The sequence below is a fragment of the Modestobacter versicolor genome (genome assembly GCF_014195485.1).
GTDB classification, from domain to species: Bacteria; Actinomycetota; Actinomycetes; order Mycobacteriales; family Geodermatophilaceae; genus Modestobacter; species Modestobacter versicolor.
On record NZ_JACIBU010000001.1, the window covers coordinates 2441937 to 2460574 of the forward strand.

Consider the following 18638-nt stretch of genomic DNA (forward strand, 5'->3'; position numbering starts at 1 on the left):
GTAGGAGCCCGCCCCCCGGCGCCGCGCGCCGCCCCCGCGGTCAGCTGCGCTCGGGCTCGGGGAGCCGCCCGCCGGCGGGCACCTCACCGCCGTCGGGGACCGTGGACTCCCGGCCGACGAGGGTGATGTCGCCGTCGCCACCGACCGTGGCCCGCTCCCCCACCACCACGTTGTCGTCCAGCACGGCGCGGGTGACGGTCGCGCCCGCCCGCACGTGGACGCCGGGGAGCAGCACCGAGTCGACGACGGTGGCGCCCTCCTCGACGATCACGCCGGGCGAGAGCACCGAGCCGCGGACGGTGCCGGCCACCCGGGTGCCGCCGGAGACCAGGCTCCCGTCGACGTTCCCGCCGGCGAGCACCCGGGCCGCGCTGTGCCGGCCCCCGCGGGTGTGCACCGGCCAGCTCCGCTCGTCCAGGTCGATCGGCGGCTCGGCCGAGAGGAAGTCCTGGTGCGCCTGCCAGTACGACTCCACGGTGCCGACGTCGCGCCAGTAGCCCTGCAGCGGGTACGCGCGGGCCAGCCCGTCCTTCGTCTGCGCGGGCAGCAGGTGGTTGCCGAGGTCCTCGAGCCCGTCCTCGCCGACCGTGTCGTTGAGCGCCTCGAGCCGGTCCAGCGTCTCGGCCGGCGAGAAGACGAAGACCTCGTTGGTGGCCGTTGTGGTGGCCGGCTCGTCGGGCTTGTAGGCGTAGTCGGTGACCCGGCCGTCGTCGTCGACCTGGACGATCCCGTAGCGCGCGGCGTCGTCCGGCTCGACCTCGGTGGTCACCATGGTGACCTCGGCGCCGGACGCCAGGTGGGCGTCGACGACCTCGCGGTAGTCGAGCTTGTAGACCGCGTCGGAGCTGACCACCACGAGCGCGTCCGGGGCGAACTGCCGGATCAGCTCGGCCTGCCGCCACAGCCCGTCGGCGGTGCCCTCGGTGAACCCGCCGCGCTCGCTGCCCTGGAACGGCGGCAGCATCATCAGCCCACCGGTGGTGCGGTCCAGGTCCCACGGCCGGCCGTTGGCCAGGTGCTCCGACAGCGACTGCGGCTGGTACTGCACCGACACCCAGACGTCGGCGATCCCGGAGTGCTCGCAGTTGGAGAGCGGGAAGTCGACGAGCCGGTACACCCCCGCGAACGGGACGGCGGGCTTGGCCCGGGTCTCGGTGAGCAGCTCCAGCCGGCTGCCCTTGCCACCGGCGAGCACGAGCACGAGGACCTTCGGGAGCGCCATGGTGACCTGCTACCCGGGAGCCCCGGGTGCAGTCACCAACGACCCTCCCCCGCCCGGGACCCCGGCCCGGCGATCCAGTCGACGACGAGCTCGGGCACCAGCCCGGCGTCGTCACCGGTCGACCGGTCCGGGAAGTCGAAGACGGCGATCATCATCTGCACCGGGTACCAGGGCGGTCGCGCGGCGCGGCGCACGACGGTGCCGTCGACCAGGAAGTCCGCGCGCTCCGGCGTCCAGTCGACCGCGTAGGTGTGGAACTCCGCCACGTCGAGCGGGAGCCGGACGGCGGTGAAGTCCTCCGCCACCTGCGGGTCGCGGAACGGGTGCAGGCCCATGCCCACCGCGGCCGACTCGCCGGGCACCACGGCGTCCCCGAAGACCTCGGCCACGCAGATCTCCGCCGAGCGCTCGGGCCGGTCCTCCAGCCCGACCATCCACCAGGCGGCCATCGACCGCGGTGACAGCACGGCCCGGGCGCGCATCTCCAGCCGGCCACCGAGCGGCGTCCAGCCCCACCGGGGCGGCTGCTCCTCACGGACGACGAGCCCCTCCCGGTAGGGCTGCTGCCCCAGCGTGCTGCCCACCGGCCCGGACGCGTTGCCGGACTGGACGGCGGAGACGCGCATCGCCGGCCGGTGGTCGCCGGCGCACCACAGGCCCTGGCCCGGCGGGATCGACAGGTGCAGGCAGGAGTCCCGCAGCTCGACGGTGGCGGCGGACTCCGCCCGGGAGCTCCACGCCGGCAGGTAGTGCGGCACCCAGACGTCGGTGTCCAGGGCCGCGCCGTCGAAGTCGTCGGCGAAGCCCCACCGTGGGGCGTCCGGTGGCAGGGGCACCCCGGCAGGCTAGGACCGCGCCGCCCCGGGCGGGAGACGCGTTCGTGCGTCGATCGTCGTGTCGGCGCGCGCGATGCAGCGCTCAGCGCACACTCGCGGGAGGGTCAGTCCTCGCTCATCCGCCGGCGCGCGGCGTCCGCCAGCTCGTCGGCCCGCGAGGCCCGGAACAGCCAGAAGGACGGCACCAGGACGGCGACCAGCACCATCGCGACCACGATCACCACGCCACCGGAGACCATCGCCAGGCTGACGCCGAACGAGCTGGCCAGCACCCCGGCGCGCAGGTCGCCCAGCCGTGGGCCGCCGGCGACGACCACGATGAACACGCCCTGCATCCGGCCGCGCATCTCGTCCGGCGCCGCGGTCTGCAGCATCGAGGAGCGCAGCACCGCGCTGACCATGTCGCCGGCCCCGGCGACGGCCAGGCAGAAGACCGCCAGCCACAGCGTCGAGGCGAGCCCGAACCCGATGATCGCCACGCCCCACACCGCGATGGCGACCAGGACGACGGCGCCCTGCCGGTCGACCCGGCTCACCCAGCCCGAGGTCAGCCCCATCAGCAGCGAGCCGATCGAGACCCCGGCGAACAGCCAGCCCAGGCTGTTGGCGTCCATGGCGTAGGTGGTCTCGGAGAGCTCCGGGAAGACCGCCTGCGGCCAGGCGAAGAGCATCGCGATGACGTCGACGACGAACGTCATCAGCAGCACCGGCTGGGTGCGGAGGAACGCGAACCCCTCGCCCACCCCACGCACCGCAGAACCGAGCCGCAGCGGGCCGGACACCCCCTCCGGCGGCAGCGGCGGCAGCCCGCGCAGCAGCAGCACCGCGGCGACGAAGCCGATCGCGTCGATCGTGTAGAGGATCGACAGGTCGCCCAGCGCGATCAGCAGGCCGGCCAGCAGCGGGCCGACGATCACCCCGGCCTGCCGCACCGTCATCGCCAGCGCGTTCGCCGCCGCGACGCCGTCCGGGCCGACGATCGCCGGGATCACGGCGCTGCGGGCCGGCTGGTTGACCGCGGCGAACCCCGACACCGCCGCGGTGAGCACCCACAGCACCGCGAGGTTGCCCTCGCCGGGCAGCAGCGCCTGCACGGCGAGCAGCGCGCTGGTCACCGCCGCGCCGACCGAGGTGACCACCATCAGCGTGCGGCGGTCCATCGCGTCGGCGATCGCCCCGCCGAGCAGGCCGAAGACCACCAGCGGCACCAGGGCGACGATCGACGTCAGGCCGACCATCAGCGACGAGCCGGTGAGCTGGTAGACCTGGTACGGGACGGCGACCAACGTCATCTGCTGGCCGAGCATGGTGACCGCGACGCCGCCGAACACCCGCCGGTAGGCCCGGTTGCGCAGCGGCGTGGTGTCGATGGCCCAGCTCCGGCGTCGGGGCGCCGGCTGCGGCTCCTCGACCGGCCCGCCGCCCTCGACCGGGTCGACCGGGGTCGTCATGGAGCGAGGCGCTGCACGACCCAGCCGCCGCCTTCCTCGTCGTCGCGCACGAACACCAGCCGGTCGTGCAGGCGGTCGTGACCGCCCTGCCAGAACTCCACCCGCTCGGGCACCACCCGGTAGCCGCCCCAGTTGTCCGGCCGGGGCAGCGGGCCGGGCGGGGTGACGGCGTCCAGCTCCTCGACCCGGGTGCGCAGCAGCTCGCGGGACTCCACCACCGTCGACTGGATCGAGGCGGCCGCGGCCAGCTGCGAGCCGCGCGGGCGGGGGTCCCACAGCAGGTCCGAGGCGGCGTCGCCGGCCCGCCCGACCGCACCGGTCACCCGCACCTGGCGCTGCAGGGCGTGCCACGGGAAGACCAGCGCGGCCCGCGGGTTCACGGCCAGCTGCGCGCCCTTGGCCGAGGCGTAGTTGGTGCCGAACACGAACCCGGTGGCGTCGTAGCCCTTCATCAGCACGACGCGGGCGTCCGGGGCGCCGTCGGCGTCGGCCGTGGCCACCACCATCGCGTTGGGCTCGGGCAGCTCGGCGGCCACCGCGTCGGCGAACCAGCGGTCGAACTGCTCGACCCAGGTGGGCGCCAGGCCGGCCTCGCCGAAGGCCCCGTCGTCGTAGTCCCTGCGCATGCGGATCAGGTCGGCCACCGCCTCATGCTGTCACCGTTGCCTTCTGCACCGCCGCGTGACCGTCGACACCGCGCCGCCCGGGCGCGACCACCCGCGGTGAGACGCCTAAGTTGTGCCTCGTCGTGCGCTGATCCGGCGTCCGTCCCCACCCGCGCGCAGAGGAGCATGCGAGATGGCTGACGACTTCGTACCGGGCCTCGAGGGCGTCATCGCCTTCGAGACCACCATCGCGGAGCCGGACAAGGACGGCGGCGCGCTGCGCTACCGCGGCGTCGACATCGAGGACCTGGTCGGCACGGTCACCTTCGGCAACGTCTGGGCGCTGCTGGTCGACGGCAAGTTCGGGCCGGGCCTCCCGCCGGCCGAGCCGTTCCCCATCCCGGTGCACACCGGTGACGTGCGGGTCGACGTCCAGGCCGCGCTGGCGATGCTCACCCCGATCTGGGGCTACCGGCCGCTGCTGGACATCTCCGCCGAGGAGGCCCGCGACGAGCTGGCCCGCGCCGCGGTCATGGCGCTGTCCTACGTCGCGCAGTCCGCCCGCGGCATCGGCATCCCCGCCGTGCCGCAGAAGCGGATCGACGAGGCGTCCACCATCGTCGAGCGGTTCATGGTGCGCTGGCGCGGCGAGCCCGACCCGCGGCACGTCGCCGCCGTCGACGCGTACTGGACCTCGGCCGCCGAGCACGGCATGAACGCCTCCACGTTCACCGCGCGGGTCATCGCCTCCACCGGCGCCGACGTCGCCGCCTCGCTGTCCGGGGCGATCGGCGCGATGTCCGGTCCGCTGCACGGCGGTGCGCCCTCCCGGGTGCTGCACATGCTCGACGGCGTCGAGTCCTCCGGCGACGCGGAGAGCTACGTCAAGGGCCTGCTGGACAAGGGCGACCGGCTGATGGGCTTCGGGCACCGGGTCTACCGCGCCGAGGACCCCCGCGCCCGGGTGCTCCGCCGCGCCGCCGAGGAGCTGGGCGCCCCGCGCTTCGAGGCCGCCCTCGCCCTGGAGAAGGCCGCGCTGAAGGAGCTGCGCGAGCGGCGCCCGGACCGGCCGATCGAGACCAACGTCGAGTTCTGGGCCGCGATCGTGCTGGACTTCGCCGAGGTGCCCAGCCACATGTTCACCTCGATGTTCACCTGCGCCCGCACCGCCGGCTGGTGCGCGCACATCCTGGAGCAGAAGACGACGGGGCGGCTGGTGCGCCCGTCGGCCCGCTACATCGGCCCCGACCCCCGCAAGCCCGAGGAGGTCGAGGGCTGGGACACCATCCAGACCACGGCGATCTCCGAGCACGCCCCCGCCTGAGGAAGGACCCCACTGCCCCCCACCCCTCGCACGTTCGGAACGGGCCCTGCAGTGCGGCCGAGAAGGGAAAGCTCAACCATGACGATCCAGATCCCCACCGACCTGCTGCCCAGGGACGGCCGCTTCGGGTGCGGGCCGTCGAAGGTCCGCCCGGAGGCGCTGCAGGCGCTGGCCACCGTCGGCTCCGGCCTGATGGGCACCTCGCACCGGCAGGCGCCGGTGAAGGGGCTGGTCAAGCGGGTGCGCGAGGGGCTGACCCAGCTGTTCGACCTGCCCGACGGCCACCAGGTCGTGCTCGGCAACGGCGGGACGACGGCGTTCTGGGACGCAGCCACCATCGGGCTGATCCGGCAGCGCAGCGCGCACGGCACCTACGGCGAGTTCTCCGCGAAGTTCGCCTCCGGGGTGGCCGAGGCGCCGTTCCTCGACGCCCCGGTGATCGCCAAGGCGGCGCCCGGCTCGCTCGCGCTGCCCACCGGTGAGGCCGGCATCGACGCCTACGGCTGGGCGCACAACGAGACCTCGACCGGCGTCATGGCGCCCGTCGTCCGGCCGTCCGGCGCGGACGCCGATGCGCTCGTGCTCGTCGACGCCACCTCCGGCGCCGGTGGGCTGCCGGTCGACGTCGGGCAGACCGACGTCTACTACTTCGCCCCGCAGAAGTCCTTCGCCAGCGACGGCGGGCTGTGGATCGCGCTGATGTCGCCCGCCGCCCTCGAGCGGGTCGCCGAGATCAAGGCCTCCGACCGCTGGGTCCCGGGCTTCCTGGACCTGTCGATCGCCGTCGACAACAGCTCCAAGGACCAGACGTACAACACCCCCGCGGTGGCGACGCTGTTCCTGCTCGCCGACCAGATCGACTGGATGCTCGGCCTGGGCGGGCTCTCCGGCGCGGTCGACCGCAGCCGCGAGTCCTCCCGCCGGCTCTACGAGTGGGCCGAGAAGACCAGCTGGACGTCGCCGTTCGTGGCCGACCCCGACCACCGCTCCTACGTCGTCGGCACCATCGACTTCGACGAGTCGATCGACGCGGCGCTCATCGCGAAGACGCTGCGGGCGCACGGCGTCGTCGACACCGAGCCCTACCGCAAGCTGGGCCGCAACCAGCTCCGGATCGGCATGTTCCCCGCGGTCGACCCGGACGACGTGACGGCGCTGACCGCCTGCATCGACCACGTGGTGGGCAAGCTCTGAGCATCGCTTGACGGATCAACCGGATTGCGCACCATCTTCTGGTCGCGCGATCCGGTTGTTCGTGTGAGGGTCGACGCAGGCCCGGGGAGCAGACCCGGGCACTGAGCTCGAGGAGCACCCGTGTCGCAGTCCTCACGCCGCGTCGGAACCGCCATCGTCGGGCTCGGCGGTGCCGTCGCGACCACCGCCGTGGCCGGGCTGGAGCTGCTGCGGCTGGGCGCCGTCGCCGCCGACGGCCTCCCCCTCGCCGGCCTGACCATCGGTGACCGGACCGTCGAGGAGGCCACCGGCCTCGCCGCCTACGACGACATCGTCGTCGGCGGCTGGGACCTCGACGGGTCCGACCTCTACAAGGCCGCCGAGCAGCACGGCGTGCTCGACGCCCGCCAGCTCCAGCAGGCCGAGCCGCGGCTGTCGACCATCACCCCCTGGCCCGCCGCCGGCGACGCCGACTTCTGCCGCAACGTGACCGGCGGCAACGTGGTGCTGGCCGAGGGGCGCCGGGCGCAGGTGGACGCCGTCCGCGCCGACCTCCGCCGGTTCCGCGAGGAGCAGCAGCTCGACGGGCTGGTGCTGCTCAACCTCGCCTCCACCGAGCGCTGGCCCGACCCCGCGGCGGCCTGCCTGCAGACGCCGGAGGCCTTCGAGGCCGGGCTGGACGCCGATGACCGGTCGATCACCCCGGCCATGGTCTACGCCTACGCCGCCATCGTCGAAGGCGTCGGCTACGCCAACTTCACGCCCTCGCTGTCGGCCGACGTACCGGCGCTGGTCCAGCTGGCCGAGCAGCGCGGCGTCCCGATCGCGGGCAAGGACGGCAAGACCGGCCAGACGATGATGAAGACGGTGCTCGCGCCGGCCTTCCGCAGCCGCGCGCTGAGGGTCGAGGGCTGGTACTCCACCAACATCCTGGGCAACCGCGACGGCCTGGCCCTCGACGACCCGGCGTCGCTGGAGAGCAAGCTGCAGACCAAGGGCAAGGTGCTCGACTCGATCCTCGGCTACACCGTCGAGGACCACGTCGTCCGGATCGACTACTACCGGCCCCGCGGTGACGAGAAGGAGGCCTGGGACGCCATCGACCTGGTCGGCTTCCTCGGCCAGCGGATGCAGATCAAGGTCGACTTCCAGTGCCGTGACTCGATCCTCGCCGCCCCGCTGGCGGTGGAGATCGTCCGGCTGACCGACCTGGCGCAGCAGCGCGGCGAGGGCGGCATCCAGCGGCACCTCGGCTGGTTCTTCAAGGCCCCCATCACCGCCGACGGCAGCACCCCCGAGCACGCGCTGCACCGGCAGGAGCAGGTGCTGCTGGACTGGCTGGGCAGCGGGGCAGCGCAGGCAGGGAGCGACGCCGTCCCGAGCTCCCGGTGACGGCGACGACGACCGGGCTGGCCACCCTCGGGGAGCTGCGGCCGCTGCTCGCCGAGATCGGCGACGCCAAGCGGGTGCGCACCGCCGGCCGGCCCGGCTCGCTCGCCGAGCAGGCCTTCGGCCGGGCGTGGGCGCGGCTGCTCGAGGGTGAGGACGCCGCGCCGGTCGCGCTGTCGGAGACCGCGGCCGCCGTGGCGCGGGCCCGGCTCGCCGGCATCGACGCCGAGTTGCTGCACACGGCCGGGCTGTCCGCCGACGAGGCGCAGGCGGTGCTGCGCCGCGCCTTCGACGAGGTCGCCGGGGCGGTCGACGGCGAGCTCGCGGCCCGCCTGCGGGCGGCGCTGCCCGCGCTGCGCCCGGCCGCACCCCCACCGGCTCTCGCGGTGGCCCTCAACGCCCAACCGCGGGCCGGGGCCACCAGCCCCGGGAAGCCCCGGGCCGTCGTCGAGCCCCCGGAGAGCCACGGCGACCACTGCCTCACCGTCGCCGTCTACGGCTGCCTGCTCGCGCCGCTGGTCGGTGCGGACCCGGTGGTCCCGTTCCTGGTCGGGTTGGCCCACCACCTGCACAACGTGGTGCTCCCCGACGCCGGGTTCGCCGGGGAGGTGCTGCTCGGCGGTGCGCTGGACCGGGTGATCGGCACGCTGGAGGCGCGCGAGCTGGCCGGGCTGCCCCCGGCGCTGGCCGGCCGGCTGCGGGAGGTGCTGCTGCTGCGCGCCGACGCGGTCGCGCCGGAGTCGCAGGCCTTCCACGCGGCCGACGTGCTCGACCGGGTGCTCCAGGTGCACCACCACGCCCGGGCCGCCGCGTTCACCGCGAGCCAGGCGCTCGACGAGCTGGAGCTGGTGCACGCCGGGCCGGTGCAGGCCTTCCACCTCGACGTCCTCGCCGCGGCCGGGCTGTGAGTGGACAGGCAGGTGAGCATCGCAGCGAGGGACGAGCGAGGAGCGGAGCCTGCCGCGGGAACGAACGGTGATGCTGTGAGCGCGTCGACGGTCACGACGGCCGGCGTGCCGGTCGTCGACGGCATCCCGTTCGCCCGCGCCGGGCGGGAGGAGCTCCGGGACCGGGTCGCCGGGCTGGTGGCCGACGGCGAGGTCGACCGGGCCCGGGTGGCGCTGCTCGCCGACTCCGACGACTGGTGGACCGAGCCGCCGCCCCCGGACGAGCAGCTCGCCCGGGTGCCGGCCGCGACGACCCTGCGCGAGGCGATGGCCCTGCTGGGCATGGGCCGGGTCGGCGACTACTTCGCCCACCGCTGGTCCGACCCCACGCACCTGGCCGTGCTGGCCCTGGTCGGGCAGCACTGGCCCGGCGACCGGCCGGTGGTCGACGTTGCCTGCGGCATCGGCACCCAGCTGCGCGAGCTCTCCCGCCGCGGGGTGCGCGACCTGCTCGGCCTGGACGTCGTGTGGTCCAAGCTCTGGCTCGCCCAGCGCTTCGTCTGCCCCGGGGCGCGGTACGTCTGCGCCGACCTGACCGCCGCACCGGACCTGCACGTGCCGCAGCCGGCGTACGTCACCTGCCACGACGCCTTCTACTTCCTCCGCGACAAGCCGGCCGCCGCGGCCGCGATGCACGCGCTGGCCGGCCCCGGCGGCACGGTCGTCGTCGGCCACGCGCACGTCGCCGACCCGCACGGCGCGCCGCTGCCGCCCGACGAGTACGCCCGGCTGCTGGGGGCCACCGTGCTCTACGACGACGCGGAGCTCACCCGCTCGCTCCTGGAGCGCCGCGCGCCCCGCCCGGCGCCGGCCGAGGAACTGGCCGGCAGCGAGGCGATCGGCCTGGTCGCCGGCGACCTCCGCGGGCCGGCACCGGCCGACCTGGGCGAGCCGCTCGGGCCGCTGCGCCCCAACCCGCTCTACGTCGACGGCGGGCTGCGCTGGCCCAGCGAGCGGTACGCCGCCGAGTACGGCCCGCGGTCGGGGCACCTGCCGGCGCGCTGGCCGGAGCCGCTGCCGGCCGACGCCGCCCGCCGCCGGCTGCTGGTCGACCTGCCGGAGCAGTGGTGACCGGCGTCGGGTGGGGCGTCGCCGGCTGCGGCTGGGTCGCCCGCGACCACGCGCTGCCCGCGCTGCTGCAGGCGCCCGGCGCCCACCTGGTCGCGCTGCACGACCGCGACCCGGCCGCGATGGCCCGGATGCCGGTCGAGGCGCAGCGCACCACCGACCTGGCCGCGTTCCTGACCACCCCCGGGCTGGACGCGGTCTACGTCGCCGTGCCCAACTCCGCCCACCGGCAGGTCGTCGAGGCGGCGGCCGCCGCTGGGCTCGCGGTGCTCTGCGAGAAGCCGCTGGCCGCCGACGTCGCCGACGCGGAGGCCGCCGTCGCCGCGGCCGACCGGGCCGGCGTCCTGCTGGGCACCGCCTACGACCAGCGCTGGCACCCCGCGCACGTCCGGCTGCGCGAGCTGGTGCCCGAGCTGGGCACGGTCACCGCCGTCCGGGTCGTCTACTGCTGCTGGCTGCCGGCCGACTGGTCACCCGACGGCGGCCCGCACGACAACTGGCGGGTCGACCCCGCCCGGGCCGGCGGCGGCGCGGCGATCGACCTGGCACCGCACGGCCTGGACCTGGCCGGCGTGCTGCTCGGCGAGGACGTCGTCGAGCTCTCCGCGCTGCTGCAGAACCGGGTGCAGGCCTACGGCGTCGACGACGGCGCGCTGCTGGCCGGCCGCACCGCGAACGGCGTGCTGGTCGACCTGCACGTCGCCTACAACTGCCCCGACGCCCTCCCCCGCCGCCGGCTCGAGGTGGTCGGCACCCGCGGCATGGCCGTCGCCGTCGACACGATGGGCCAGACCGCCGGTGGGTCGCTCACGCTGCTCCGCCCCGAGCCGGTCGACGTCCCGTTCGCCGGAACCGACCCGTTCACCGCCCAGTTCGCCGCGTTCAGCGCCGCGGTCGGGGGGACGGCGCCCTGGCCGTACCCGGCCGCCCGCGACCTCGCCCTGCACCGCCTGCTCGTGCAGGCCCTCGACACCGCCACCGACCGCACCGGAGTCGCCCCGTGAGCACTGCCGACACCAACCCCTACCGCGGCCTGCTGCCGGACCTGCCCGCCTTCGCCTGCACCAACTGCGGGCACTGGCAGCGCTGGCCGGCACCGGGCCCGCAGGTCTGCCCGGTCTGCGCCGACGTGCGCAACGCGCTGCCCGAGCACGGCTTCGAGTTCGTCACGCCGAAGCAGGCCGACGAGCTGGTGACCGGCTTCTGGCGGCCCACCGCGGTCGCCGGGATCACCGAGTTCGGCACCGAGCCCCGGTTCGGGCTGGACAGCCGCGGCTGGGTGATCGAGACCGACGCCGGGCTGGTCGGCTTCGAGTGCGCCCCCTGGTACACGCCGGAGATGCTGGCCGAGCTGCGCCGGATGTCCGCGGCGAAGGGCGGGTTCGACGTGCTGGCCGCCAGCCACGTGCACGGCTACGGCGCGCTGTGGCAGCTGCAGCTCGAGCTGGAGCCGGCGACGGTCTGCGTCGGGGTGCGCGACCTGGAGTGGACCAAGGCCTTCCGGGTGACCTGGCCGGCCGACGACGTCCTCGAGCTCGCCCCCGACCTCACCCTGCACCGCACCGGCGGCCACTTCGCCGGCCACTCGGTGCTGCACGACAGCCGGCGCGGCGTGCTGTTCTGCGGCGACTCGCTCAAGGTCGACCTGGACGCCGACGGCAACCCGGTCGGCCTCTCCGCGCACAAGGCCTTCCACGCCCAGATCCCGCTGTCCCACGGCGAGCTGCGCGAGTACCTGGCGGTCGTCGCCGAGCTGGACTTCGAGGCCGTGGCCACGCCGTTCGAGCTGGTCCGGGGCGTGACCACCGACCACGTCGTCCACCTGGTGCAGCGGCTGCTGTCCGGCCGGCCGGACGCCGCCCCGATCGCGCTGGCCGAGCTGTGAGCACCTCGCAGCGCTACCTGGACTCCTTCCCGGCGGGCGTGCAGGAGTTCGCGATCGAGGGGCTCGACGTCCTCGACGTGCCGCTGCACAGCGCCTTCCTCCCCTCCTCGCCGGCGCACCCCGGCGGCAGCGGGCTGGGCTACGGCGCGACCCGCGAGGAGGCCCGCACCGGCGCGCTCGGCGAGATGGCGGAGATGGCGCTGTCCATCCGCGCCCACGAGGGCCTCGACCGGGTGCACGGCTCGTACCGCGAGCTCGCCCGCACCGAGGGCCGCGACCGGGTGGCCGACCCGCGCACGCTCTGCCTGGAGGCCGGCAGCGCCTACGACGACGACCGGCCGCTGCAGTGGCTGCCGATGACCCGCACCCGGGACGGCGAGCAGGTGCTGGTCCCGGCCGAGCTGGTGGTCTCCGGGCCCGAGGAGCTGCCCGGCGACCCACCGCCCGGCGGCTGGCTCACCACGGTCCTCACCAACGGGCAGGGCGCGGCCTTCGACGCCGACCGGGCGGTCACCCACGCGCTGCTGGAGCTGCTGCAGCGCGACGGCAACGCCACCACCTTCCGGGCGATGGACCAGGGCGTGGTCGTCGACCTGGCCGGGCTGCACGACCCGGACGCGCTGGCGCTGCTCGACCGGCTCGACGCCGCGGGCATCGACGTCCTGGTCAAGCTGGCGAGCACCGAGCACGGGGTGGTCGACGTGTACGCCGTCGGCTGCTCGCGGGACAGCTCGGAGCCCGCCCCGATGATGGTCACCGCCTGCGGGGAGGCGGCCTCGCCCGACCGGGACGCCGCCGTCCGCAAGGCGCTGTTCGAGTTCGCCGCCGCCCGCAGCCGCAAGGCGTTCATGCACGGCCCGCTGGACGCCGTCGCCGCCGCCACCCCGCCGGGCTACCTGGACCAGTGGCTGCAGGGGCACCCGCCCGAGCGGATGGTCGAGGAGGACCGTGCGCTGCAGGCGATGCTCGGCTGGACCCGGCTGGGCACCGACCGGCTGACCGAGCTGCTGCGCGGCTCGGTGCTCTCGCACCGCCGCACGGTCGCCTTCACCGAGCTGCCCACCGGTGGCGGTGACCCGGCCGGGGTGCTGGCCGCCGAGGGCCTGGACGTGCTGGTCGACCTGCAGCTCTCGCTGGGCGAGGCGGTCGCGGCCAAGGTGGTCGTGCCCGGGCTGGAGGCCGAGACGATGTCCTACGGCCGGATCGGTGAGCACGGCGTGCGGCGGCTGCTGGAGCGCGGCGACGCCCCGGGCGGCGGGCTCGCCGCCGTGGGCGCCGACCCGGGTGGCTGGGCGCGGGTGCACCTCACGGCGGAGGCCGAGGAGCGGCTGGGCGGGCCGGCCTGGTTCGACCGGGCGGGTGCCGACCGCGTGGTCGGCGAGCTGTACGCGCTGTACCGCGAACCCGGCCGGCACGTCGCGGCGCTGGCGGTGGCGTCATGAGCCTGCGCTACGCCTACAACACCAACGGGCTGACGTCGCACCGGCTGGACGACGCGCTGTCGTTCCTGGCCGACACCGGCTACGCGGGCGTGGCGCTGACCCTGGACGTGCACCACCTCGACCCGTTCGCGGAGGACGCGTTCGCCCAGGCCGAGCGGGTGCGCGCCCGCTGCGACGCCCTCGGCCTGGGTGTCGTCGTGGAGACCGGCGCGCGCTTCCTGCTCGACCCGCGGGTCAAGCACGAGCCCACCCTGGTCAACCCGACCCCGGAGGGCCGGGACCGCCGGCTGGCCTACCTGCGGCTGGCCTGCGACCTGGCCGAGGTGCTGCAGGCCGAGGCGGTCAGCTTCTGGGCCGGCGTGCCGCAGCCCGGCGTCGACCGCGACCAGGCCCGGGGGTGGCTGGTCGACGGTGTCCGGGCGCTGGTCGACAGCCACGGCGGCCGGTCCTACGCGCTGGCCGTCGAGCCCGAGCCGGGGATGCTCGTCGAGGACGCCGACGACTGGGCGGCGCTCGCCGCCGAGGTGCCGGGCCTGACCCTGGCGCTGGACACCGGGCACTGCGTGGTGAGCGGCCGGTACGCCCCCGAGGAGGCGGTCACCGCCTTCGCCGCGCAGCTGGGCACGGTCGCCGTCGAGGGGATGCGCCGCGGCGTGCACGACCACCTGCCCCTCGACGAGGGCGACGTCGACCTGCCCGCGGTGCTCGCCGCGCTGCGCGGCACCGGCTACGACCGGCTGGTGACGCTCGAGCTGTCCCGCGACGGCCACCGGGCGCACCAGATGGTGCCCCGCTCGATCGAACTGCTCAGGAAGGCCGAGGGATGAGGATCTGCTTCGTCAGCCGCCGCTACTGGCCGGCGGTCAGCGGCATGAGCGTCTACGCCGAGAACCTGCTCCGCGAGCTGGTCGCCCTGGGCCACGAGGTGGTGCTGGTCAGCCAGTACCGCGACGACGAGGCGGGCACCCGGGTCTACGGCGGTGGCCCGCCGCCCGCCGACCGGGTGCCGGCCGGGGTCGAGGTGCACGCGCTGCCCAGCCGCGGCGAGACCGTCGTCCCGGCCGACTGGGAGGGCGACATCGAGGAGATCGTGCGCACCGTCGTCGGCCTGCACGCCGAGCGGCCCTTCGACGTGCTGCACGCCCAGTACGGCTACCCGCCGGGCCTGGCGGTGCTCGAGGCGTCGCGGCGGACCGGGGTGCCGAACCTGGTGAGCATCCAGGGCGGCGACGGCCACTGGGTCGGCACCTGCTGCGGCACGCACGCCGAGGCCATGCGCACGGTGCTCGACCACGCCGGCGCGGCGCTGATCGGCAGCGCCAGCTTCCGCGACGAGGTGGTGGGCAACCTCGGCACCGACCCGGCCCGCTTCACGATCGTGCCGGGCGCGACCGACACCGGCCGGTTCACCCCGGGCGACCGCCCGCTGGGCAGCCTCGGCGACCCGCCGGTGCTGCTCTTCCACGGCCGGGTCGACCGGCGCAAGGGCGTGCTCGACCTGCTCGAGGCGCTGCCGGACGGCGTCCGGCTCGTCGTCTCCGGCATCGGCCCGGACCTGGACGAGGCGAGGGCGCGCGCCGACGGCCGCACCACCTTCCTCGGCTACGTGCCGCCCGACGAGGCGCCGGCGGTGTACCGCACGGCCGACGTGTTCGTCAGCCCCACCTACAGCGAGGGGTTCAGCAACACCCTGCTGGAGGCGATGGCCAGCGGGCTGCCCACGGTGAGCACCGACAGCGTCGGCGTCGTCGACTGCCTGCGGCACGAGGAGAACGGGCTGCTGCACGAACCCGGCGACGTCGCCGGGCTGCGCAAGGAGCTGGACCGGCTGCTGTCCGACGCCGAGCTGCGCAGCCGGCTGGCCACCACCGCGCTGGAGGAGGTCCGCCGGCTCTACTCGTGGCCGGTGCTGGCCCGCAGCATCGACGAGGTCTGCACCGGGCTGGCCGGCACCGCCCCGGACCTGGACTGGGAGCTGCCCGCGACGGCCGACCCGACGTGCCGGTTCCGGGCCGCGGCGCACCTGCTCTGATGCGCGTGCTCGCGGTCAGCCCGCACCTGGACGACGCCGCGTTCTCCGCCGGCGCGACCCTCGCCGCGCTGGCCGGCGCGGGGCACGAGGTCACCGTGGTCACCTGCTTCACCCGCAGCGTGCCCGACCCCACCGGGTTCGCGCTGGCCTGCCAGCTGGACAAGGGCCTGCCCGCCGACGCCGACTACATGGCGCTGCGCCGGGCGGAGAACACCGCGGCGACGGCGGTGCTCGGCGTCGCCGCGGTCGACCTCGACCTGCCCGAGGCGCCGCACCGCGGCTACACCAGCGCCCCCGACCTCTTCGCCGGCGTCCACCCCGGCGACGACGTGTGGCGCGAGGTCGCCGACCGGCTGGCCGGGCTCACCGCGGACCTCTGGCTGGCGCCGCAGGCCCTGGGCGGCCACGTCGACCACGTCCAGGTGCTGCGCGCGGTCGCCGCGCTGGACCGCCCGACGCTGTGGTGGCGGGACAGCCCCTACGTGCTCCGCGAGCCCGACGCGGCGCCCGGGGCCGACCTGCCCGGCGGGCTGTCCCCGGTCGAGCTGCCGCAGGACGCCGGGCGGCGGGCGGCCGCCTGCGCCTGCTACGCCACCCAGCTGGGCTTCCAGTTCGGCGGGGAGGCGGGGATGCGCGCGGCGCTGGCCGGGTCGCCGGAGCCGCTGCTGGCCGGTCCTGCCGCGCTCGCCGTGCTGGCCGGCGCGGAGGCCGGGGCATGACCTGGCTGGTCACCGGCGGTGCCGGCTACATCGGGGCGCACGTCGTGCACGCGATGGTGGCGGCCGGGGAGCGGGTGGTCGTGCTCGACGACCTCTCCACCGGGGACGCCGGCCGGCTCGACGGCCTGCCCGCGGTGCCGCTGGTCGTCGGTTCGGTCCGCGACCGGGGGCTGGTCCGCCGGGTGCTGCGCGAGCACGGGGTCCGGGGCGTGGTGCACGTCGCGGGCAAGAAGCAGGTCGCCGAGTCCGTCGCCGACCCGCTCACCTACTACGCCGAGAACGTGGCGGGCCTGGTCGCCCTGCTGGAGGGCTGCCGGGCGAAGGGCGTCACCCGGTTCGTGTTCTCCAGCAGCGCCGCCGTCTACGGCACGCCCGACGTCGACCCGGTGCCCGAGGACGCGCCGTGCCGGCCGCTGTCGCCCTACGGGCGCACCAAGCTGGCCGGCGAGTGGCTGCTGCGCGACTGCGCCGCCGCGTGGGGGCTGGCCGCCACCTCGCTGCGGTACTTCAACGTCGCCGGCGCCGCGCACCCCCGGCTCGGCGACACCGGCGCCGCCAACCTCGTGCCGCTGGTCTTCGCCGCCCTGGACGCCGGCCACCCGCCGGTGGTCCTCGGCGACGACCACGCCACGCCGGACGGCACCGGCGTGCGGGACTACGTGCACGTCGCCGACGTCGCGGCCGCCCACCTCGCCGCGGCCCGGGCGCTGACCGCCGGCTCCCCCGGGGGCACCTACAACGTCGGCCGTGGGGTCGGCTGCAGCGTGCGCGACGTGCTGCGGGTGGTCGCCGAGGTGACCGGTGCGGACACCACGCCCACGGTGGCCGGCCGCCGGCCCGGCGACCCGGCGAGCGTGGTCGCCGCGGTCGGCCACGCCCGGCGCGAGCTCGGCTTCACCGCCCGGCGCGACCTGCACGACATGGTCGGCAGCGCCTGGACCGCCTGGCGCCGGCTGTCGGCCGACGCCGTCCGGGGCTAGGCCGGGGGCAGCACCCAGGTGTCCTTGCTGCCGCCGCCCTGGCTGGAGTTGACCAGCAGCGACCCCTCGGCGAGCGCCACCCGGGTCAGCAGCGCCGGCAGCGCCTGGGTCGTCGACCCGGCCACGGCGAACACCCGCAGGTCGGCCCGCCGCGGCACGACCAGGCCGTCGACGACGGTGGGCACCGTGGAGAAGTCGACCGGTTCCTGGGCGACGAACCGGTGCGGGGTCGCGAGCACCTCGGCCTGCAGCTCGGCCAGCTCGGCGGCCGAGCAGAGCGGCCCGAACACCACCCCCTGGCCGCCGTACCCGTCGACCGGCTTGACGACCAGCTCGTGCAGCCGGTCGCGCGCCGCGGCCAGGTCGTCGTCGTCGGCCAGCAGCCAGGTGGGCACGGTGGCCAGCACCGGCTCCTCGCCGAGGTAGAAGCGGATCATCTCCGGCACGTAGCGGTAGGTGGCCTTGTCGTCGGCCACCCCGTTGCCCGGCACGTTGGCCAGCGCCAGCTTCCCGGCGCGCACCGCCTCGCCGAGCAGCACGTCGACCGGGGTGCCGCTGGGGGTCAGGTGGGACCCCAGGTCGGCCTCGTCGAACCGCCGGTACAGGACATCGACCGGCACCCGCTCGCCGTCGACCTGCACCGCCACCCCGCCGGCCGGCGTCGGCCACAGCGTGTCCGGGGTGACGACCGGGATGCCCAGCGCCTCGGCGAGCAGCTGGTGCTCGAACCAGGCCGAGTTGTGCGGGCCGTCGGTGAGCAGCCCGAGCTGCGGCACCCCGGGGCAGCCGGGCGGGGCCGCGTCGGCGAGCGCGGCCCGGAGCAGGGCGATCGACTCCCCCGGGTCGACCAGCCCGGCGGCCTCGGCGTCGGCGTAGAGCTGCGGCAGCGCGGCCCGGCCGCTGTCCCGGTTGGTGAGCGCGTACCCGATCCCCGACGGCACCCGCAGGTTGTCCTCGAGCACCACCCAGCCGTCGGGCCCGTGCAGCAGGTCCAGCCCCGAGACGGTGATCCGCGGCTGACCGGGTGCGGCCAGGCCGACGGCGCCCGGCCGGAGCCCGGGGCTGGCGGCCACGATCCACGGCGGCACGATCCCGGCGCGGACCACCTCCGGGTGCTGGTCGGGGTCGGTGCGCCGCCGGCCGGCCGGCCGGTAGACGTCGGCGAGGAAGGCGTTGAGCGCCCGGGTGCGCTGCTCGACGCCGGCGGACAGGTGCGCCCAGTCGGCGGCCGACAGCACCCGCGGCACTGGGCAGAGCGGGAACGGGCGCTCGACCAGCCGGCCGTCGACGAAGGCCCCGAAGACGACGCCGCGCATCCGGCGCTCCTGGGCGATCGCGCCGACGACGGCGGCGACCCCCACCCCGCCGAGACCGTCGAGCACCTGCGCGACGGGCCCGTAGGCCTCGCGCACCGAGCCGTCCGGGCCCACCGCCTCGTCCCCGGCGGAACCGGGGTACCGGGCGAAGACGCCGGCGCTCCCGGTCATCGCTTGGTCACAGCCTCGATGGTTCGGCTCCGGGGTCGCTCCGCGCCTCGGTCGCTGGCGCTCCCTGCGATGCTCACT

17 protein-coding genes are annotated in these 18638 nt (G+C 75.6%); 12 read left to right on the forward strand and 5 right to left on the reverse strand.

Annotation, left to right across the window (positions count from 1 at the left end; all coding sequences use genetic code 11):
• Positions 1–40 precede the first annotated feature (40 nt).
• From FHX36_RS11985 to pdxH, 4 genes are all read right to left on the reverse strand, one after another.
• Positions 41–1222 carry a glucose-1-phosphate adenylyltransferase family protein gene (locus FHX36_RS11985; protein ID WP_110550222.1) on the reverse strand — a complete coding sequence of 394 codons (1182 nt, stop codon included), beginning with the start codon at positions 1220–1222 and terminating at the stop codon, positions 41–43.
• Positions 1223–1254: 32 nt separating this feature from the next.
• Positions 1255–2058 carry a glycoside hydrolase family 16 protein gene (locus FHX36_RS11990; RefSeq protein WP_258372543.1) on the reverse strand — a complete coding sequence of 268 codons (804 nt, stop codon included), beginning with the start codon at positions 2056–2058 and terminating at the stop codon, positions 1255–1257.
• Between the two features lie 104 nt (positions 2059–2162).
• Positions 2163–3509: an MFS transporter gene (locus FHX36_RS11995; RefSeq protein ID WP_110550221.1), complete on the reverse strand. Its 1347-nt coding sequence runs from the start codon at positions 3507–3509 to the stop codon at positions 2163–2165.
• Entirely contained in the window at positions 3506–4153 is a 648-nt protein-coding gene (gene pdxH, locus FHX36_RS12000; RefSeq protein ID WP_110550220.1) for a pyridoxamine 5'-phosphate oxidase, read from the reverse strand. Before pdxH ends, FHX36_RS11995 begins: the two co-directional genes overlap by 4 nt.
• A 154-nt stretch (positions 4154–4307) precedes the next feature.
• Here pdxH and FHX36_RS12005 point away from each other — a divergent pair, with 154 nt between their 5' ends.
• From FHX36_RS12005 to galE, 12 genes are all read left to right on the forward strand, one after another.
• Positions 4308–5438 carry a citrate synthase 2 gene (locus FHX36_RS12005; protein ID WP_110550219.1) on the forward strand — a complete coding sequence of 377 codons (1131 nt, stop codon included), beginning with the start codon at positions 4308–4310 and terminating at the stop codon, positions 5436–5438.
• A gap of 78 nt (positions 5439–5516) precedes the next feature.
• Complete coding sequence (gene serC / locus FHX36_RS12010) at positions 5517–6632, forward strand: phosphoserine transaminase (RefSeq protein ID WP_110550218.1); 1116 nt, start codon at positions 5517–5519, stop codon at positions 6630–6632.
• A gap of 120 nt (positions 6633–6752) precedes the next feature.
• The gene (locus tag FHX36_RS12015) at positions 6753–8003 is read left to right on the forward strand and encodes an inositol-3-phosphate synthase (RefSeq protein WP_110550217.1); all 1251 of its coding nucleotides are present in this window, start codon (positions 6753–6755) and stop codon (positions 8001–8003) included.
• On the forward strand, positions 8000–8908 hold the full coding sequence (locus tag FHX36_RS12020) for a hypothetical protein (protein WP_220035759.1): 909 nt from the start codon (positions 8000–8002) through the stop codon (positions 8906–8908). Before FHX36_RS12015 ends, FHX36_RS12020 begins: the two co-directional genes overlap by 4 nt.
• A gap of 75 nt (positions 8909–8983) precedes the next feature.
• Entirely contained in the window at positions 8984–10018 is a 1035-nt protein-coding gene (locus FHX36_RS12025; RefSeq protein WP_183513762.1) for a methyltransferase domain-containing protein, read from the forward strand.
• Positions 10015–11019 (forward strand): Gfo/Idh/MocA family protein, encoded by a 1005-nt coding sequence (locus FHX36_RS12030; protein WP_183513763.1) that lies wholly within the window; start codon positions 10015–10017, stop codon positions 11017–11019. Before FHX36_RS12025 ends, FHX36_RS12030 begins: the two co-directional genes overlap by 4 nt.
• Positions 11016–11900, forward strand: coding sequence for an MBL fold metallo-hydrolase (locus FHX36_RS12035; RefSeq protein ID WP_181428878.1), 885 nt, complete (start codon positions 11016–11018; stop codon positions 11898–11900). Before FHX36_RS12030 ends, FHX36_RS12035 begins: the two co-directional genes overlap by 4 nt.
• The gene (locus FHX36_RS12040; RefSeq protein ID WP_110553466.1) at positions 11897–13342 is read left to right on the forward strand and encodes a YcaO-like family protein; all 1446 of its coding nucleotides are present in this window, start codon (positions 11897–11899) and stop codon (positions 13340–13342) included. The genes FHX36_RS12035 and FHX36_RS12040 overlap by 4 nt, the downstream gene beginning before the upstream one ends.
• Positions 13339–14169, forward strand: a complete 831-nt coding sequence (locus FHX36_RS12045; protein WP_181428877.1) for a sugar phosphate isomerase/epimerase family protein — start codon at positions 13339–13341, stop codon at positions 14167–14169. The genes FHX36_RS12040 and FHX36_RS12045 overlap by 4 nt, the downstream gene beginning before the upstream one ends.
• The gene (locus FHX36_RS12050; RefSeq protein WP_110553465.1) at positions 14166–15374 is read left to right on the forward strand and encodes a glycosyltransferase family 4 protein; all 1209 of its coding nucleotides are present in this window, start codon (positions 14166–14168) and stop codon (positions 15372–15374) included. The genes FHX36_RS12045 and FHX36_RS12050 overlap by 4 nt, the downstream gene beginning before the upstream one ends.
• A complete protein-coding gene (locus FHX36_RS12055) occupies positions 15374–16093 on the forward strand; it encodes a PIG-L deacetylase family protein (RefSeq protein WP_110553464.1) in 720 nt (239 codons plus the stop codon). Before FHX36_RS12050 ends, FHX36_RS12055 begins: the two co-directional genes overlap by 1 nt.
• Positions 16090–17073 (forward strand): UDP-glucose 4-epimerase GalE, encoded by a 984-nt coding sequence (gene galE / locus FHX36_RS12060; RefSeq protein WP_183513764.1) that lies wholly within the window; start codon positions 16090–16092, stop codon positions 17071–17073. Before FHX36_RS12055 ends, galE begins: the two co-directional genes overlap by 4 nt.
• Here the strand turns inward: galE and FHX36_RS12065 are convergent.
• On the reverse strand, positions 17070–18560 hold the full coding sequence (locus tag FHX36_RS12065; RefSeq protein WP_110552550.1) for a circularly permuted type 2 ATP-grasp protein: 1491 nt from the start codon (positions 18558–18560) through the stop codon (positions 17070–17072). The two genes, galE and FHX36_RS12065, sit on opposite strands and share 4 nt — an antisense overlap.
• Positions 18561–18638: the final 78 nt, after the last annotated feature.

What these genes read in the sequence shown, in the direction of transcription:
- FHX36_RS11985 (WP_110550222.1), bottom strand. Translation starts at nt 1,222, where the DNA reads ATGGCGCTCCCGAAGGTCCTCGTGCTCGTGCTCGCCGGTGGCAAGGGC.
- serC (WP_110550218.1), top strand. Translation starts at nt 5,517, where the DNA reads ATGACGATCCAGATCCCCACCGACCTGCTGCCCAGGGACGGCCGCTTC.
- FHX36_RS12005 (WP_110550219.1), top strand. Translation starts at nt 4,308, where the DNA reads ATGGCTGACGACTTCGTACCGGGCCTCGAGGGCGTCATCGCCTTCGAG.
- galE (WP_183513764.1), top strand. Translation starts at nt 16,090, where the DNA reads ATGACCTGGCTGGTCACCGGCGGTGCCGGCTACATCGGGGCGCACGTC.
- FHX36_RS11995 (WP_110550221.1), bottom strand. Translation starts at nt 3,509, where the DNA reads ATGACGACCCCGGTCGACCCGGTCGAGGGCGGCGGGCCGGTCGAGGAG.
- FHX36_RS12065 (WP_110552550.1), bottom strand. Translation starts at nt 18,560, where the DNA reads ATGACCGGGAGCGCCGGCGTCTTCGCCCGGTACCCCGGTTCCGCCGGG.
- FHX36_RS12045 (WP_181428877.1), top strand. Translation starts at nt 13,339, where the DNA reads ATGAGCCTGCGCTACGCCTACAACACCAACGGGCTGACGTCGCACCGG.
- FHX36_RS12055 (WP_110553464.1), top strand. Translation starts at nt 15,374, where the DNA reads ATGCGCGTGCTCGCGGTCAGCCCGCACCTGGACGACGCCGCGTTCTCC.
- FHX36_RS12050 (WP_110553465.1), top strand. Translation starts at nt 14,166, where the DNA reads ATGAGGATCTGCTTCGTCAGCCGCCGCTACTGGCCGGCGGTCAGCGGC.